Source organism: Chryseobacterium oncorhynchi, assembly GCF_002899895.1.
GTDB classification, from domain to species: domain Bacteria; phylum Bacteroidota; class Bacteroidia; order Flavobacteriales; family Weeksellaceae; genus Chryseobacterium; species Chryseobacterium oncorhynchi.
Map to the genome: position 1 here is coordinate 12,098 of NZ_PPEI02000006.1, position 18,255 is coordinate 30,352.

At 35.6% G+C, this 18,255-nt stretch carries 15 protein-coding genes and 2 tRNA genes; 5 read left to right on the forward strand and 12 right to left on the reverse strand.

The genetic code is table 11. From position 1 onward, the window contains the following. Positions 1–16 precede the first annotated feature (16 nt). Positions 17–1,234, forward strand: coding sequence for a PQQ-dependent sugar dehydrogenase (locus C1638_RS17910; RefSeq protein ID WP_109623303.1), 1,218 nt, complete (start codon positions 17–19; stop codon positions 1,232–1,234). 72 nt (positions 1,235–1,306) lie between these two features. Here C1638_RS17910 and C1638_RS17915 read toward each other — a convergent pair whose 3' ends face one another. The 8 genes from C1638_RS17915 to C1638_RS17950 all read right to left on the reverse strand — a co-directional run bounded on the left by C1638_RS17915 (position 1,307) and on the right by C1638_RS17950 (position 11,288). Further along, the gene (locus C1638_RS17915; protein WP_109623305.1) at positions 1,307–3,748 is read right to left on the reverse strand and encodes a TonB-dependent receptor plug domain-containing protein; all 2,442 of its coding nucleotides are present in this window, start codon (positions 3,746–3,748) and stop codon (positions 1,307–1,309) included. Between the two features lie 164 nt (positions 3,749–3,912). Beyond that, the gene (locus tag C1638_RS17920; protein WP_109623307.1) at positions 3,913–5,070 is read right to left on the reverse strand and encodes a pyridoxal phosphate-dependent aminotransferase; all 1,158 of its coding nucleotides are present in this window, start codon (positions 5,068–5,070) and stop codon (positions 3,913–3,915) included. 1 nt (position 5,071) lies between these two features. Beyond that, positions 5,072–6,148 (reverse strand): FAD-dependent monooxygenase, encoded by a 1,077-nt coding sequence (locus C1638_RS17925; protein ID WP_109623521.1) that lies wholly within the window; start codon positions 6,146–6,148, stop codon positions 5,072–5,074. Between the two features lie 284 nt (positions 6,149–6,432). After that, entirely contained in the window at positions 6,433–7,809 is a 1,377-nt protein-coding gene (gene tnaA, locus C1638_RS17930; protein ID WP_109623309.1) for a tryptophanase TnaA, read from the reverse strand. 88 nt (positions 7,810–7,897) lie between these two features. Then, the gene (locus C1638_RS17935; RefSeq protein WP_106918085.1) at positions 7,898–8,515 is read right to left on the reverse strand and encodes a DUF502 domain-containing protein; all 618 of its coding nucleotides are present in this window, start codon (positions 8,513–8,515) and stop codon (positions 7,898–7,900) included. A 24-nt stretch (positions 8,516–8,539) separates the two neighbouring features. Continuing rightward, positions 8,540–9,118: a MiaE family protein gene (locus C1638_RS17940; protein ID WP_109623311.1), complete on the reverse strand. Its 579-nt coding sequence runs from the start codon at positions 9,116–9,118 to the stop codon at positions 8,540–8,542. A gap of 75 nt (positions 9,119–9,193) precedes the next feature. Next, positions 9,194–10,282, reverse strand: coding sequence for an acyltransferase family protein (locus C1638_RS17945; protein WP_109623522.1), 1,089 nt, complete (start codon positions 10,280–10,282; stop codon positions 9,194–9,196). Positions 10,283–10,400: 118 nt separating this feature from the next. Further along, positions 10,401–11,288, reverse strand: coding sequence for a neutral zinc metallopeptidase (locus tag C1638_RS17950; RefSeq protein WP_109623313.1), 888 nt, complete (start codon positions 11,286–11,288; stop codon positions 10,401–10,403). Between the two features lie 184 nt (positions 11,289–11,472). Between C1638_RS17950 and rplU the strand changes: the two genes are divergently transcribed. From rplU to C1638_RS22445, 4 genes are all read left to right on the forward strand, one after another. Then, positions 11,473–12,048: a 50S ribosomal protein L21 gene (gene rplU, locus C1638_RS17955; RefSeq protein ID WP_076357125.1), complete on the forward strand. Its 576-nt coding sequence runs from the start codon at positions 11,473–11,475 to the stop codon at positions 12,046–12,048. A gap of 12 nt (positions 12,049–12,060) precedes the next feature. Beyond that, the gene (rpmA, locus tag C1638_RS17960; RefSeq protein WP_027372929.1) at positions 12,061–12,318 is read left to right on the forward strand and encodes a 50S ribosomal protein L27; all 258 of its coding nucleotides are present in this window, start codon (positions 12,061–12,063) and stop codon (positions 12,316–12,318) included. Between the two features lie 193 nt (positions 12,319–12,511). Beyond that, the gene (locus C1638_RS17965; RefSeq protein WP_109623314.1) at positions 12,512–12,679 is read left to right on the forward strand and encodes a bacteriocin-like protein; all 168 of its coding nucleotides are present in this window, start codon (positions 12,512–12,514) and stop codon (positions 12,677–12,679) included. Between the two features lie 27 nt (positions 12,680–12,706). After that, positions 12,707–12,880 (forward strand): bacteriocin-like protein, encoded by a 174-nt coding sequence (locus C1638_RS22445; RefSeq protein WP_438829983.1) that lies wholly within the window; start codon positions 12,707–12,709, stop codon positions 12,878–12,880. Positions 12,881–13,014: 134 nt separating this feature from the next. Here the strand turns inward: C1638_RS22445 and C1638_RS17970 are convergent, their stop codons facing one another. From C1638_RS17970 to rseP, 4 genes are all read right to left on the reverse strand, one after another. Continuing rightward, positions 13,015–15,498 carry a DUF5686 family protein gene (locus C1638_RS17970; RefSeq protein WP_228428211.1) on the reverse strand — a complete coding sequence of 828 codons (2,484 nt, stop codon included), beginning with the start codon at positions 15,496–15,498 and terminating at the stop codon, positions 13,015–13,017. Positions 15,499–15,958: 460 nt separating this feature from the next. Beyond that, positions 15,959–16,032 (reverse strand) — tRNA-Asn (locus C1638_RS17975). Between the two features lie 517 nt (positions 16,033–16,549). Continuing rightward, positions 16,550–16,626: transfer RNA gene (locus C1638_RS17980), tRNA-Asn, on the reverse strand. 81 nt (positions 16,627–16,707) lie between these two features. Then, on the reverse strand, positions 16,708–18,189 hold the full coding sequence (gene rseP / locus C1638_RS17985; RefSeq protein ID WP_109623319.1) for an RIP metalloprotease RseP: 1,482 nt from the start codon (positions 18,187–18,189) through the stop codon (positions 16,708–16,710). Positions 18,190–18,255 lie beyond the last annotated feature (66 nt).

The window sequence follows — 18,255 nt, forward strand, 5'->3', positions numbered from 1 at the left end:
ACCTAATCGTAATATTATGAAAATCAGTCAATTTTACATTCCGGCAATGAGCATTTTTCTGATTTTATCTTCATGCAAAGAGAGTCAGGCAAACGCACAGCAAATTGGAAATGATGGTAGTGTAGAAACGGAAAGACCAAATTCTGAATATGAACCCGCATTCAAAGGACAGACAAGAATTAAGGCAGTGAAAACAACTACTCCCTATAAAGTAGAGATTTTAAATAAAGATCTCGGGAAGCCTTGGGGGATTATCAATTTACCGGACGGACGTTTTCTTATTACAGATAAAAGAGGTTCTATGAACATTGTTTCAAAAGATGGAAAGCAGGTTTCTAAAATTGATGGTTTTCCAAAAGTAGATTCCAAAGGCCAGGGTGGAATGCTGGATGTAGCACTTGATCCTGATTTCAGCACAAATAGTACTGTTTATTTTAGTTTTTCAGAACCTTTTGGTAAGGGAAATTTAACTTCTGTGGCTAAAGGGAAGCTTTCAGCAGATCTTAAAACTATTTCGGAGGTTAAGGTAATTTTCCGTGCAGAACCTTCCTATGATGGAGACAAGCACTACGGAAGCAGACTGGTTTTTGATAAAGATGGAAATTTGTTTGTAAGTACGGGAGAGAGATCAGATAAAGAAACGAGGGTGTATGCCCAAAAAACAGATAATTATTTAGGAAAAATAATCAAGATTACAAAAGATGGAATGCCTGCGCCAGGTAATCCATTTATCGGAAAACAAGGATATAAACCTGAAATTTATGCTTATGGAGTTCGAAATCCCCAAGGTTTGGCGATAGATCCCAGCGGGAATCTTTGGGACGTTGAAATGGGCCCTAGAGGTGGAGATGAAATTAATCTTATTGAACCTGGAAAGAACTATGGCTGGGGCGATGTAACCTATGGTATTGAATATTCCGGAGATAAAGTAGGGCAGGGTATTACCCAAAGAAAAGGAACAGAGCAACCGGTTTATTACTGGGATCCTGTAATTTCTCCTAGCGGAGTTACTTTTTATACCGGAAATATTGAGGAATGGAAAGGAAATCTCTTTATTGGCTGCTTAAGTGGTGAGCATATTAACAGAATCGTAATGAAAGATAAAAAGGTAGTAGGAGAGGAACGTCTTTTGACGGATCAAAATGAACGCTTTAGAGATGTATTGAGCGGGATGGATGGTAATTTATATGCAGTAACAGATAGTGGAAAGTTATATAGAATTTCGAAAAAATAAAACAAAAACTCCTGAGAATAGCTTCAGGAGTTTTTTATAAAAAGTTAGGAACAGAACTTTCTTCTGTTTTGTTTAAAATTTAAAATTAAGTCTGGCAAAGACCTGTCTTCCTGCAAATCCCATTTGTACAGGATCGAAAATTCCTCCTGATTCTGTATTTCCGGTAGTTACCTGTGTAGTTTGCAACGTTGGATATCTGTTGAATACATTTTTGCTTCCCAGTGTTAAGTTAAGATTCTTGGAAAACTCATACCCAAAAGAAATATCGGTTGTTACTTTAGGGTTGTAAATCTGTTCTGCATCATCATATCCGATCAATGTAGCCTTGTCAAACCTCACAAGCTGCAGATTGACATTGAATTTACTGATCTTGTAATTAAGATTTAAATTGATCTTTGTCTTAGGAGCAGAAGCAAGAATAAACCCTCTTTCTCTTTGACTTAAATAAGTATCTTCTTTTCCTGCCAGCTGCTCTGAAGTATTCACTTTTGTGATTTCCATATTATTGTAATTTCCTGCTAAAGTGGCTGTCAGTTTTCCAGAGCCTAAAGTCTCATTATAGCTTAGGATAACATCAATTCCCTTTGTTCGGGTATCAATAGCATTGGCAAAGAACTGTGCCTGGTCAATGTATGGATAATCATCCTGAACACTAAGAGGAAGCTCATCCCTTGAAAAATTTCCTGTGAGTACAATCCTGTTTTTTACACTGATATAATAACCATCTATTGTAGCTGTAAATTTTCCTGTATTAAAAGTAAATCCGGCACTTCCGTTGACGGATGTTTCCTGCTTTAGCTGATCAATTCCTACTCTGTTTGCCAAGTCACTGTCATTAGAAGCCAATTGAATGGTTACGAGTTTACCCCCTTGGAAATTGGTAAACTGCTGAGCGTAATATTTCTGAGCAAGGGAAGGGGCTCTAAAACCGGTAGAAACAGATCCACGGAAAGCAAATTGCGGAGTAATCGCATATCGTGTAGCAAACTTGCCATTTATAGTGCTTCCGAAATCATTATAATTCTCAAATCTTCCGGCTATACTGATCATCCATTTTTTTGTAATATCCAGTTCGGTATCTACATAAGCTGCAAAATTATTTCTGCTCTTACCGATGTCTGTAGAATAGCCAGGGAACCCCTGTGAGCCTCCCGGTCTTACCTCACCACTTAAAGGATTTTTAATAAGTAAACTTTCAGGAGTACTGGATGTTACCGGATTTCCATTGATATCATACATGGTGTAAGAAGCTTCTTCTCCTTTGATGATTTCAAATTTTTCATACCTGAATTCCGAACCAAAGGCAATATTAAGTCCTTCCAATACCTTAAACTGTCTTACGGCATTAAAGCCTGTCGTATTTTGCAGCAATGAATGTCCGCCTGCGTAAAAGTTTGTAGGAGATTTTGCTCCTAGAGTGGCATTGACGGTGTTATTAATATCATAGGTAAATCTATTATTACCAAATGCATTGTAAAAATCAACGTCCCAGTTGGCAACTTTAAATTTTAAGCCGTTATCAAATGTGAAGTCTGTAATGCTAGTGTTTTCAATCGGATTGAAGCCTGTGGGATAGATTTCAGGGATATTTCCGTCTGCATCAGCTGTTCTGGTCCATGCATAGGCCTTGGTGTTTCTATGAGAAAATCCTTGGCGGGAGTAGAACGTAAGTCCATCAGATAATGGTAACTCAATGTTTCCGAAAAAGTAAACATTTTGAGCTTTTGCATCTCCGAATCGTTGTCTGGGTGCTAATGACGGTTGATTGTAAATGTCAGGGTTAGCATTCCTTATTGCGTAATCTTTATTAATAAATTCTGCAGTGAAGTTTCCAAAACCTCCCTTTGATCCTATTTTTGTTCCCAGATTTCCACTGAAGTCAAAGGTCATCCCATCTACTTTATGATCAGAAACTACATCATTATTTCCGGGACTTTTAAAAAGATTCATTCCATAAAAAGTATTTCCTTCAAAGCCTTTATCCCGATCATTAAGAATCACGTTGATTACACCAGCTATTGCATCAGACCCATATTGAGCGGAGGCTCCATCACGGAGAACTTCCACCCTTTTAATGGCTCCAATCGGGATGGTATTCATATCATATCCTGTATTTCCTCTTCCTTTAGTTCCAAAAAGGTTGATTAATGAAGATTGATGGTATCTTTTTCCGTTTAGCAAAAGGAGAGTTTGGTCTGGACCTAATCCTCGTAATGTTGCCGGATCTACCGCATCAGCACCATCTGAACCCGACTGCTTATTAGAGTTAAAAGAGGGGGCCGCAAACTGTAAAAGCTGGTTTACCTCCACCTGTCCTGTCGCCTGGCTTACCTGTTTGATATCAATAACATCAATGGGCACGGGAGTATTGATAACTGTTCTTTTTTTGTTCCGGCTTCCGGTAATGGCAACTTCGTCTATTTTTGATTCTTTTGCAAGGGTATCTTTTACCTGTTGAGCATAGGATAGAGTAGAAGCGCCGAGAAAAATGATGCTTAAGTATTTTATCTTCATATTGATAATTTTGTGTGGTGGTTAACTCAAAATTATCAATATTTATTTTTAAATCATCATTAAAATTAATTAATTGTTATGGATATCTTAATTTTATATCGTTTTTAATGAATGAAAGAAAAATAATAATCAATTAACGTGTTTTAATGAAAATTATAAATTTTTTAAAAACTTGTAATGATTCTATTAAGGCCTTCTTCTAAAATTTCCTGTGAAGTAGAGAAACAGATCCTGATATGTCCCTCAGCTCCTTTTCCGAACCATCTTTCTGATCCGGGAACAATCGCAACTTTTCCTTGTTGTAAAACATGTTGGGTAAATTGTTCACTAGACATACCGTTTTCAATCTTCGGAAATAATACAAAAGTGGCTTCAGGAAGATTAGGAGTTACGATTTCTGAGCGGCTCAATATTTTAAAGGCAAGGTCACGATTATGCTGTAGGTGATTCAAAAATTCTTTGTACCAAGGCTTTGCTTTTTCCAATGCCACACTCCCTGCAATCTGTGATAGGGTAGAAACTCCTTCTATGGTAGAATTGAAATTTGATTTTTCTATAAAGTCCTCAAGAATTTCCTGGTCATTACACAGAACTGCACCAATCCGTAGCCCTGCAATTCCAAATGATTTTGAAAATCCATAAACCGTAAAGCTCTTTCTCTTTGCTTCATCAGAAACAGATGAATAGGTGTGAAAACTTTTATTGTCATAAATAATATCGCTCCAGATTTCGTCACTCATTACCCATACATCATGAGCAGAAGCAATTTCAGAAACCTTTTTCAACGTTTCTTTAGAGTAAACCTTGCCAAGTGGATTATGGGGATTGCATATACTGATAAGTTTAGTTTTTGGAGTAATTAACGAAACTAGTTTTTCAAAATCAATCTCTCCGGTTGTAGTATCAACAGGGCATAACCTGACGGTACCACCAGCTGTTTCCACAGATTTTTTAAACAAGAAATCTACAGGATCAAGAATAATAGCTTCATCACCAGACTGCAAAACATAGGAGGCAATTAAAAACATTCCTTGCGCTGCGCTGTTTACGGCAAGAACATTTTCGGGCAGGAACGATCCGCGTTTCTCCTGATTAAAATGGTCTGCAACACTTTTTTTAAATTCCGGAAGCCCTGAAAACGGTCCGTAGCTTAAATAACCGTCTTTAATATATTCGATGATTCCCTGTTCTATTTCCGGAGCCGTCCTGAAATCCGGATCAGCTGCGGTTAGGGGAATAATCCCGTCTTCAAGTGTAGCCCATCTTCCATTGTAGGCTTTTCTTTTTAATGCTTCAAAGTTGATGTCGTTATTGGTGAACATTTTATTTATAAGATATGGGTAAAATATTGTCTGTATGTTGATCTATCGGGAGCAAAAACTGGTTCAGTAAAGCTCTGCCATTTTTGATGTGGGTTTCAATTTCCGGTTTTCTTTCTGCTTCATATTTTTTGAAAGCTTCGGTTACAAAATCTTCCTCAACTAAATATTTAGTTAATATATAAGAATCCTTTAGTGCTGAGGTGACACCCTGACTTGTAAATGGTATAAGAGGATGCGCTGCATCACCTATGAATACAATGTTGTCTGTGTGAAACGGATTGAGTTCCTCCAATTCATATACACACCATAAATGTACGTTTTCGTAACTGGATTTTTGTATGATTGAAGAAACTAATGGATGCCATTCTTCAAATATTTCAAGCATATACTTTTTTAAGTTATCAGCAGGGCATTCGTTGACCTTATATTTTTCATTATCGAATTGGGAATACCAAAGAATGGTGTCATGAGAAAGTTTGAGGATCCCAAAAGTAAGTCCACCCTGATCATGATGGAATTTCATGAAATCATTCTCAATTCCGTCTGCTATTTCTTTGTCTTGAATAATATTGACTACCTCGTTTTCTCTTACTGTCCTCATTTTTTCATCTTTAAAAAGACTTCTTCTGATTCGGCTTCTGGAACCATCGGAGATAATAGCAATATCAGCTTCAATATAGGTTCCGTCTGGCTGCTTCAAACTTCCTTTTTGTAGATCGCAGGGAATTACTGTTTTTTCATAGGTTATTTTCTCTGGAGAGATATTCCGAGATAAAAGATTGATTAATGAATGTCTTGAAATCGCAAAAACATTGTTGAGGTCTTTCTCTGTGAGTATCTTTCCTGTATGGGAATATTGAATGTATTTTTTGAGAAAACTTCCATGTTCAAAAAGAAGATCGGAATCAATAATCTGGGTTAGATATTCAATTCCCTCTTGTGGAATGAGAAAACCATGACCTGCAAGATCCTCTTTTTTTCTTCTTTCATAGATGTGGTAGTCTATCTTATGTTTTTCGAGATAATTCGCCATGCTTAAGCCGGAAATACCGGCGCCTACGACAGCAATTTTGTTCATTTTCGGAATAATAGTTTTTTTCAGGTTAGTGTTTAAGTTATTTTTTAATCTGCATTTAGATCGGCACAAAATTAAAGTAAAAACATTCACTATTTTGAAAAAATAAATTATTTTGATTGCGGATTGTTGAAATGTTAAATGGAAAGCATAAGATGCAAAAAAAAATTAAAAGTAAGATTTTGAAAATGATGAGTATTCAGAAGATGAGGTGATGGAGAACCTATTTATTATAAAGTTTTAAGATAAAAAAAACCGGAATTTTTTTCCGGTTTTGCTTCTTATGATTATGCTTTTTCAAGCTGAACAGTAAAGTGTCTTAAAATCTCTGGTTCCCAGGTAATTTTATAGCCTTTAGCTATTTCTTCGCGTCTCTCATATACGTTCTTTATAGCTGCAGCAATATAGTCCATGTGGTTATTGGTATATGTTCTTCTAGGAATTGCAAGACGTACCAATTCCAGCTTAGGATAACGGTTTTGTCTTGTTTCCGGATCCCTGTCTGCTAATAATGTTCCGATTTCAACGGTTCTGATTCCTGCTTCCTTGTAAATTTCAAGACCCAGGGTTTGTGCAGGATATTCTTCACGGGAAACATTTGGTAGGAAATTTAATGAATCAATAAAAACAGCATGTCCTCCGATTGGTTTTTGAACAGGAATTCCATATTCTATCAATTTATGACCAAGGTATTCAACCTGAGAGATTCTGCTTTCAAGATAAGCGAATTCGGTTGCCTCATCAAGACCTACAGCCAATGCAGCCATATCTCTTCCTGCCATTCCGCCATAGGTAATAAACCCTTCATAAATGATCGTAAAACTGGATGCTTTTCTGAAGATTTCCTCATTGTTTAGAGCGATAAATCCACCGATATTTACTAATCCGTCTTTTTTAGAGCTCATTGTCATACCATCACCATAGGAAAAGATTTCTTTGCAAATTTCCTTGATGCTTCTGTTCTCCTGACCCTGTTCTCTTTTCTTAATGAAATAGGCATTTTCTGCAAACCTTGCCGAGTCGAAAAATACAGGAATTCCATATTGATCAGAAAGTTCTTTTACGGCTTTCATATTCTCCAAAGAAACAGGCTGGCCTCCTGAAGAATTACAGGTAATGGTAATCAGGCAGAAAGGAATGTTTTCTTTAGGGTGGCTTTTATAAATTTCCTCGAGCTTTTCAAGGTTAATATTTCCTTTGAATGGATGTAAGTCATTAATATCAAAAGCTTCATCTATTGTACAGTCAATGGCATGTGCCTTTCTGAATTCGATGTGTCCCTTTGTTGTGTCAAAATGAGAGTTACCCGGAACTACATTTCCTTCCTTTACCAATACAGAAAAAAGAACATTTTCAGCTGCTCTGCCTTGGTGGGTTGGTAATAGATATTTGAAACCGGTAATTCTTTCAACGGTATTCTGTAGTTGTTCGAAAGAACGTGATCCTGCATAGCTTTCATCTCCGGTCATTAATGCTGCCCATTGTTTGTCAGACATTGCTCCGGTTCCTGAATCTGTTAAAAGATCGATATATACGTGTGAAGATTTTAAATTGAAAAGATTATAATTGGCTTCTTTAAGCCATTGTTCTCTTTCTTCTCTGGTAGATTGATAGATTTCTTCCACCATTTTAATGCGGAAAGGTTCTGCGTACGGTAATTTCATGAGTTAATTATGTTTTAAATTGTATGTAAAGAAAATTTGTTTGAAAATAATTTTCAAATTCATCAAAGTATAGATAAGGTGATAGAGCTTACTCCGGAGCCTTAAATATATTTTCATCAGAATGGAATCCTGCTACACCACCGCTTACTGCAAACTTCATTGCAGACGCTGCTGTCATTCCCACTACAGGTTTGATGTTTTTTTCTTCAGTAACAATTACCCACCCTGAAATTGCGTACGAGTGGGGTAAATATACCGCAACGTAATTATGCTTGTCAACGTCCGACATTTCTTTTTGGGTTAAAAAACCGATTCTCCAGATCTCCGGATTTTCATTGGTTTTTACCCATACAGGATCGTTGAATTTTTTCTTGTCACCCACAAATGAAGACATAACGTCTTTAGTAGGAGTATAAATGTGCTTTACTCCGGGAGTCTTTTCCAATAAACTATCCATAGTGTCGAAGAAAAATCTTCCCACCACAAATTTATTTCCCAGAAATCCTAAAATAGCAGTAAATAATATGGTTGAAACAAAAACAAGTCCGGGAACCTGTTTTGCAAGCGAAGGAACAAGATTATCAATAGCACTGACAATATACCAGATTACAAAAATGGTAAGTCCAATAGGCCCAATAATAACCAACCCCTGAAAAAAGTTTTTCAGAAAAAAATTGGTAATACTTTCAAAGCTTGGTTTCTTCAACGTTTATTTTTTACTATTTATATTTTAACCGTGTATAGTTTCTTTATTACCGTAGGATTTAATAATACTGGCTTCATATTCCAGCCATTCTTCCCAACGTTTGTTTACCTTTTCAATATCGCCCAACTGTCTTGCGAAACCAATGAAAGTAGTATAGTGATTAGCTTCTGAGATCATTAATTCTTTATAAAAAATTTTAAGCTCTTCATCCTTAATGTTTTCGGTAAGAACTTTGAACCTTTCACAACTTCTTGCTTCAATCATGGCTGCGAAAAGCAGTTTGTCAACAATCAGGTCTTCTCTGCTTCCCTGAACAACAAACTTAGCCAGTTCATTGACGTAATCATCTTTTCTGGCTTTTCCGAAAACAAATCCCCTCTTTTTGATAATCTCATGAACCTGGCTGAAATGGTCAAGTTCTTCCTGCGCAATGGCAATAAGTTCTGTGATGATTTCCGGATGTTCGGGGAGCATATTGATTAAACTGATGGCATTTGTAGTGGCTTTCTGTTCACACCACGCATGATCCGTTAAAATTTCTCCTATGTTTCCTTCTGCAATATTTGCCCACCTTGGATCGGTAGGAAGTTTCAACTTAAACATGTTTTGAATTTTTTGTAAAAATAAAATAAATTGCGATAATAAAGATCATTTTATTTCAATTTGACCGGTAAAATATCAAGAAGCGGTCTTTCTTCTTAGGAATTCCAAAATATTCCATCCCAGACTGTCTACTTTTTTCAATCCTGAAGAAATGATGAATGCCAGAATGATATTAATAACATAAACAAGCATCATCAAAAGCCACCAAGGCATGTTTTCCTTTAATGGAACTACCAGAAAATAAACCAATGAAGAGCTTATTCCCTGTGCAAAATAGAAGAAAATAGCATTTTTACCGATGTAGGTGATGAAGTTATCCTGAGTGACTTTTAATCTGTTGTATAAAACGAATAAGGTTACCAATGAGAATTGTGCCCAGATGATATAAGGGATTTTAGGAGGAAATTTATTTTTGTTGATCTTATAAAAGATTTCATTTCCATAGTACCAAAACATCCATGTTAATGCAATGGCAACAAGAGCATATAAAATAGGAATTGCTTTAGTGGGAATTTTTTTCCCACGCATTTTGTTTCCAATTAGAAATACAGCAAGATAAAATGCTACATAACCTACCTGTCCTGCCGGATAGTATTCAGGGAATATATTGAATAGTAGCGTAAGACCAATGCAAAGACCAATGAACCAGTTAATGTGCTTTGGAAAAAACCTTAGGATTAATACACCAAAAACAGTTAGGATAAAATATACTTTCAGGTACCAAAAACTTCCCATGACTACCGGAAATGTATCTGCATTGGTATATTGATGAAGATACCAGTTACCAAGGTTTTGCCATTGAGGGATCATTGATATTTCAGTGGCAGAGTATTTTGATCCAAAGGTTGAGTAAAAACTCTGCAACCATTCCAACGAAAAGAAAGTCAGTCCGAAAATCTTAAAGAAGTAATCTAAAAAGAAAAGGAACGTTACAAAGATCATATAAGTGATTTGTAGTTTCAATAACCTGTAAAAGGTTTTTTCAATATTTGCTCCAGAGGTGATTCCGCTTAATGCATAGAAGAGCGCGACATCAAAAACAAGGGAAAATACCCTTACTTCTGCGGGAATATAAAATTGCCCCGACCAAAAAGCTGTATGGATAAAGATGATGGATAGGGTAGCCAGTCCTTTTGCGAAGTCAATGTAGAGATCTCTGTTCATTATTATAGGATATGGCTCAAAAGTAAATAAACTTCCGTTATTTTTCAAATCAAATAAAAAGAGGTAGAACATGTTCGTCTACCTCCTTTCTTAAATATGCTAAAAATGAATGTTTCGATTATTGAAGGTGTTTAAATTCTTCTGCAGAAATTTCACCAGACTGAATTTTTCTCAACTCGTCTATATACTGGCTCATATAAGCATCAATTTCAGGGTTGGCAGTATTTTTTGCTACTTTATAAGTTCCGTTAAGAACCCCCTGATAGTAATAGAAGAAGTTATAGTCAAAATTTGATGCATCAAGATCATACTGTCCCAATAGGAATCCTAAACGAACTGCAGATCTTCTTTGTGCAGGTGTTCCGTGGTGTCCAGGGCTTGATGTTTGGTAATCTCCAATGCTTTGTGCAAACTCATAGGCTGATGCGATCTCAGAGAAGTTGGTTTTGTTGTAACCATTTGGTCTTCTTAGATAATATCCTGCAAATCCATCTGCTTCCAATTCATTGGGTCTTGCTGTATTTTCATTTACAGACGGAAGTCCGAATATATATTGTAGCTGGTGGCCATATTCATGGGCTAGGATCATTGCGTTTACAATGTCTCCCCCTTTAGCCTTTGCGTCATAATAGATCGCATACCCATAATAGATCTTTCCCGTAGAATAGGAAATCGCATTATACGTTGAATTGAAATTGGATGGATCATTCACAAATCTTAGTGTAGGATTGCTTCTTCCCCATAAGCTTGCAATCTTAGTCATTTGAGAATTCATAAAATTAGTGTCTGTTGCGTTTTGAAGTCCAGTCACTAAAACTGAATTGTTACTCCAGTTGTTGTCTACATAGTAACATACTTTTTCAAGTTCACTAGGTTGTTCAACCTTTGCATTAAGTGTTTCTTGTTGTGGTAGAGCGGTGTCTTCCATTTTGTCATCACTACATGCTGTCAGAAATGATCCAGCAATGGCGCCTGCTAGTAAGCAGAGATTAAAGTTTCTTTTCATATAATAATTTAGTTGGTGAAACGAAGTTATAAAATTATCTCTTATATATGAGCACATTATTATGAAAAATTATTCAAAACATAGTGAATTTGTTTTTTATTTAAAAAACATTGCTTTGATTGTAAGCTATTTAGAAATTTAATTGTATATTTGCACCTCGAAATAACTAAAAATTTTATAAACAATGTTTGCAATTGTAGAAATAGCAGGGCTTCAATACAAAGTTGAGCAAGACCAGAAGTTGTTTGTAAACCGTTTAAAAGGAGATAAAGGAGGAAAAGTTTCTTTCGATAAAGTTCTTCTTACTGTAAACGGAGCAATCACTGTAGGCGCCCCAGCTGTAAGCGGTATCACTGTGGAAGCAGAGATCCTAGACCACGTAAAAGCTGATAAAGTAATCGTTTTCAAAAAGAAAAGAAGAAAAGGTTACAAAGTGAAAAACGGTCACAGACAATCTTTAACTCAAATCGTAATCACTGGTATTACTGGTTTTGAAGGTGGAGCTAAAAAAGCTGCTAAAAAAGAAACTGTGAAAGCAGAAGTTCTTTCTGACCACGCAACTGTTAACTTTGGTGAAGATCACGAGCTGAACTACCACTTAAAGAAAAACAACTTGTCTCAGTCTAAAGAGAACAGAGAAACTTTGATTACTTTAGGTAAAGCAGTTAAAGTTGAATTAGAAAAGAATATTCTTACTCATGAAGAAGTAGATGCTGCTATCATTAAGAATATTGATCAATTTAAAGCACTTAATAAATAATCCAGTAATAAAATGGCACACAAGAAAGGAGTCGGTAGTTCCAAGAACGGTAGAGAGTCTCACTCTAAAAGATTAGGTGTGAAGATTTTCGGAGGACAAGCAGCTATTGCCGGAAATATTATTGTTAGACAAAGAGGTACTCAACACCACCCAGGTGATAATGTTGGTATCGGTAAAGACCACACTTTGTTTGCATTAGTAGATGGTAAAGTAGTTTTCAGAAAGAAAGCAAACAACAGATCTTTCGTATCTGTAGAACCAAACGCATAATTTTAAGCGTTTTATAAAGATTAAAGCCTCGGTATTTACCGAGGCTTTTTGTTTTCAATAGATTGGCAGGATATTTTTTCATAATTTTCATTCATCAGTGAAAAATTTATATATTTGTTAACCATCAAATAATAAATCACTTGCGTAAGCCGAAAAGCATAAAGAGTAGGCAATAAATTAAAACAAAATATCTATGAAAAATCTAAAAAAACTAACAAAGAAAAATTTGAAAGCAATTAATGGAGGAGCAGGAACATGCCCACCAGTAGCAAATTCTTGTGTATCTTGGTGTAGATGGACTGCCTGGCAAAAAATGCATTGCCCATCAAATGTTTATGAAGAGCCTTGCGAGTGTATTTAATGATTAATCAGATGAAGGTCTAATCAGATGAAAAATATTAGAAAAATTACCAAAGAACAGTTGAAATCAATCAAAGCAGGAAATGATTATAGATGTCCTGACTTTCTGGCAACAACATGTATAGAATGGTGTGGATTAACCGCATGGCAGCAACAACACTGCTTAAATGCTGTTATTGATCCTATGCCTTGTAATTGTTAAGATTTGTAATATTTTCCAACTATTAATATAATATTCGAAAGTTCTATTATTAAAATATATATTGGATAAGATTTGAAAATAAAATGGGCGGCTTCGAAGAAGCCGCCCATTATCATGTTTTATTTTATATCTATTTAGAATCCTACCTGGATTCCAGCTTTAACACCAAACTTTGAAACATCAGGTCTGTCAAGGTAATTACCTCTCCAGTTGAAATCTACCCTAAATAATCTAAGGTTACCAATACCGATATTTTCGATTCCGAATCCATACTCATAGTAGATATGTTCATTAGGAGCAGAATATTTAAATCCTTCTACATTAATGGCCTTTGAAGCATCACTTAAAGTTCCATATGCTGCTCTGATAAAAGCTACTTCTCTAAACTTTAATTTTTTTATCAAAGGAATGTAGGAAAGTATCTTACCATTAAAATGGTGCTCTAGATTAAGCGTAGTATAGGCATCTGTAACAAACTCATAATAGTTAAGCTGAGAGAATGAATTTGGAACTAAGCCATATGAAAGGTTTGCAGGAATGATATTTTGTAATGCCAGAGGAACTGTATTAAAGTTCTTTCCTGCTTCAAAGTTGACCACCGTTTTTCCAATGGTTCCAATTAAGAACGGCTTAGAAAACATAAACTGAAGTTTGTTATAGTTAAAGTCTGCATTGAAAAGCCCCTCAATACCTCTTGTATATCTTAAAACAATCGTAGGTGCCAAATTTCGTGCTTGGTATCTGTCTATACCGGTTTGAGAGAATTTTGCCCCTGGTTTAGCGATTATGCTTATGGTGACATGGGAGTCATTCACTGTTTTTCTCAATTGACCATCCTGATAATACATAAGGTTGAATTTCTCAGGAATAGCAGATTTAATGCTCTGCATTACTCCATCTACTCTTATTTGGATATTCTTCCAAGGTTCAATAGCAGCAAAAACACTGGTTTGATTTACAGAACTTAAAGAAATGTTTTCGCCTCTTGCAAAAAAGGTACTTGAAGATAGAGAACGGGATGCAACCCCGTCACCTGAGGTCAGTTGTCCTCCAAGCTGAACAATATCTCTACTCGTTCCGGCACCAATCATAAATCTGTTGAGCCTATTGAACATATATCTTGCTTCAACCCCATATTTTACCTGGTGATCCTTAAATCCATAAGCGGTATAAAACTGAACTCTCCAAGGGTCATTCAAACCAAAATAGGTCCTTGCCCCTAATCTTATTCTGTCTCCCTCTACATCATTTCTTCCATATATTGAGAAAATAGGGCCTATATCTATACCTTTAAATGCATTATAGTAACGAGAGCCAAGGGTTTCAAACAGTTTTACCATTCTGTTGAATTTTGGAGTCTGTTGTAGCTGATCCAGCATTTGATAAACTCCTTGTTCTGATTTTGATAAGGTATCGGGTCTTGCCTTAGTCCAATAAGCATCATCTTTATCGGTAAATTTATCTTCGTACTCTTCTTCTTTTCGTTTAAATACAGTTGGGTCCAGAGGCTTGTTGAATTCATAATTAGAATAATCAACAGATCTTTTGGCTATAATGCTTTTAGATCCTTTCTTTTTCGAAAAAGGACTCATTTCAAACTCAGTAACAAGCTTTTTAGGCAGGAATGTGGTCTCATCAGGATTATCATATTCCAATTGAGTATAAACACTGTTGATAAAGTTAACATTGATTTTTTGTGTTGACTTTAAAGTAGCTCCTATAACAGCATAAGTGTCTGTATCTATATAAAGATTTCCCTGGAATGCCAGTACATCTTTTCTTTTAGGTTGATACCTTATTTGAAAGGCTTTTTCTCCTCGAATAGAAATGGTGTCAACTAAACTATAATCGTAAGTTCCAAACCCATCTGTTCCGGCAGGACTTTGAAATCCTATATCAAAGTAATTTAGGGTATTATCATAAATATTGATATCTCGATACAGGTTCTTGGCAGAAACAGTAATCACCTGATTGTCTTGAAAACCTGAGGTTTTTTGAGCGACCAACGTTCTTTTGCTATCTGTGCTTGGTTTATTTTTTCCATAGTTTTCATAAACCGCTTCATTTAGGAATATCGGAAGCCCAAGTCTCCCGCTTGCTGTAGAATCTGCATAGGTGAATATGAAGTCGAGCTTATTAAAGATCTTTTTCTTCATAAATGCACTATCTATGTTGTTGAGGTCATATTCAATCTTTTCATATTCTTTGTAAGAATAGGTATCAAATTTTTCTAATCCGTTATTCCTTTTTTGTGCCCATACTTTTTGCATGATGGCATATGCCGGATTTTCCTTTTTGTTTTTGTATTTGGTTTTCCCCGCCTGAATAACCACCTCCTGAATACTGCTTACTTTAGCCTGAGAAAGCTGAATGAAAACATTTTCTGCATTTTCAGGGGTAATTTCTAGAGTTTCCGGAGTATAGTTTTTTCTGGAAAATTTTAATTTATGAATAAGACTGTCAGACTGAACAGTAAAACTTCCAGAGGTTGTCGTAAGGGTAGGCGTTTTGTTATCGTTGATGAAGATATCAACTTTGCTGAGTTCTTTATTGCTTTTTTCATCAACTATTTTACCGCTGGCCTTGTTTTGGGCGCATACGAAACTGGTAAAAGTCAAGAAAAAAAATAAAAAATAGTGTTTTTTGGAGTTATTGTTTAACATCATTCGTTTCTTCAGGCAATTAGCACAAACAAAAAGTATGCAGTTTTTTAAAAAATATATAAAAAAGTAAAATATTTTTACTGTTATATGTAAAACGACAAATTTAACGAAAATAGTACTATGATATGCTAAAAAATTTAGGGTAAATCTTTAGACCTAAATTCTAAAGAATCAGGGGTTTAATAAAGATGTGAAAAGTGATTGTATTTACGAGATATTTTGCTCAGATAATGATGTTTTTCTGATAAAATGAAATAAAGAATTTGTAAGGATCTTTATCAAAAAATGTATTATTTCAAATGCGCAGAGTTCAGATAGAATTAATCATTTTTGTCGTGGGTAATATTTCAGCGGAAGCCATGAATGTATTAACGCTTGAAAATAAAAAAGACCTACATTTCTGTAAGTCTTTTTGCTCCTCCTGCTGGGCTCGAACCAGCGACCCTCTGATTAACAGTCAGATGCTCTAACCAACTGAGCTAAGGAGGAATGTCCTTTGTTTTAAGTGGTGCAAATATAATATGAATATCCGTACCAAGCAAGTTTTTGTCTCTTAATATTTCACGAAAAGTGCTATCGATTTATTTTTCAATAAATTAAAATTACATAAAATTTCACAATGGTTAAATGATAGGCTCGAAAAATCACCTTTTTCTCCTTTGACAAGCTTATTTTAACGATTTGTTCCCTTTAAAATAAAGGCTTTCTATCTACACAAAACAGAGTAGTTTGATTTGTTGAAAAATATGAGACAATTCTGTTTGTATCATCAAACGAAATAATATTGCCTCATTGAGCTTTCAATCTTGATTCAAAACTGCGAATTTCCATTTTGCTTGGATTTTATTTTGTGCCTTGAAGATTTGATGCTATTATCGCTATAATAGGGGTGATTGCTTCTGTTTAGGTCAAGAACAAATAAATGATCTGTTTACCATTTAATGCAAAAATGTGAGGCTGTAAGGTATGTGCATAAAAAAAGACCTACATTTCTGTAAGTCTTTTTTGGCTCCTCCTGCTGGGCTCGAACCAGCGACCCTCTGATTAACAGTCAGATGCTCTAACCAACTGAGCTAAGGAGGAATGTCCTTTGTTTTAAGTGGTGCAAATATAGGACGAATATTTATACCCTACAAATATTTTTAAGAAAAATTTTCAAAAAAATTATAAAGTTCCTGAAAGCCACTTAAATATATCGCTTCCGAAGATTAGTAACATTAAACCTAATAGGAAAAGTACACCAACCATTTGGGCATTTTCCAATACTTTTTGAGGTACAGGCTTTCCTACAATCATCTCATACAGCGTAAATATAACGTGTCCACCATCAAGTCCCGGAATCGGTATAAGGTTTAGGAATGCCAACCATACAGAGAACATTGCTGTAAAGCCCCAGAATGCCGTCCAGTCAATTGAAACATGGCCTGCTGCATCTTTATTTACAGGCATATTCTTTACAATGGCAATAGGTCCCCCTACTTTTTTGTATCCCTGAACTTTCTTATTGAAAATTAATTTAAACTGCTTAATCTGGTAAGTTAAACTCTCGATAGTAAGGGTAAACCCTCTTTTAATGGAGCTAAAGAAACCATAGTCGCTATGAACCATGTATTTTTGAATTTCCTTAAAAGAAAGAATCCCAATAGTTCCCTCTTTGGAAACAGGAATTTTTAGATCTTCAACCTGATTGTTTCTTGATACCTTGAAATCAACTACTTTTCCAGCATTAGGAACTACCAAAGGCTTAAGTTCGTCATAATAGCTAATGGGAGTTCCGTTGATAGCAAGTATTTTATCACCAACCTTTAATCCAGCATCAATAGTTGATTTTGTAACAATAGTATCAACAATTGGAGTCATTCTTGGTGTTAAGAATGATCTTGGTTCAGGATCATGAAATGCCATTACCTTTCCATCATCATTGGTAGGGAAAGTAACTTCTTTTCCGTTTCTTGAAACGGTAATTTCGTCACTTAATAAAACATCTAGTGCAAGCTTCTTGAAGTCTTTTTGAACTTTTCCGTCAACTTTTAATATTTTGTCTCCATCCTGGAAGCCCATTTTCTTAGCAGCTTCTGTGTAATGAAGTGGAGTTGTAATTTTGTCTGCTTCAAAGATGGTTTCTCCATTCTTTCCAACTAATGCGGAGAAGATTAACCACGCAAGGAAAAAGTTTACCGTAACACCACCTAGCATGATGATTAGTCTTTGCCAAGCCGGTTTAGATCTGAATTCCCATGATTCAGCCGGTTTTTTCATTTGAGCAATATCCATACTTTCATCCACCATTCCGGCAATTTTTACATAACCTCCGAAAGGAAGCCATCCAATTCCGTATTTAGTTTGTTCAGGATACTTTCTCCAGTCAGTATCTGGAAGTTTAGATATATCGATAGGAACTTCTTCCTTCTTTCCGTTGACCTCTGTTACTTCAGTATCCGGTAGGTTTTGAGAGAAGAATTTATACTTCCATTTTCCGTTGATTTTCTTCATTGAGAAAATTGAAAAATAAGGATCAAAGAAAAGAAAGAATTTTTCGGCTCTTGTTTTAAACCATATGGCCGGTAAGAAGTGCCCAAGCTCATGAAGAACTACAAGTATAGAGATACTCAGAATGAACTGAAAGAGTTTGATTGCTATTTCCATTAATAAATTTTAGATTTTAATTTGCAAAGGTAACAATTATCAAAACTATGCCAAATAAAAAAGCCC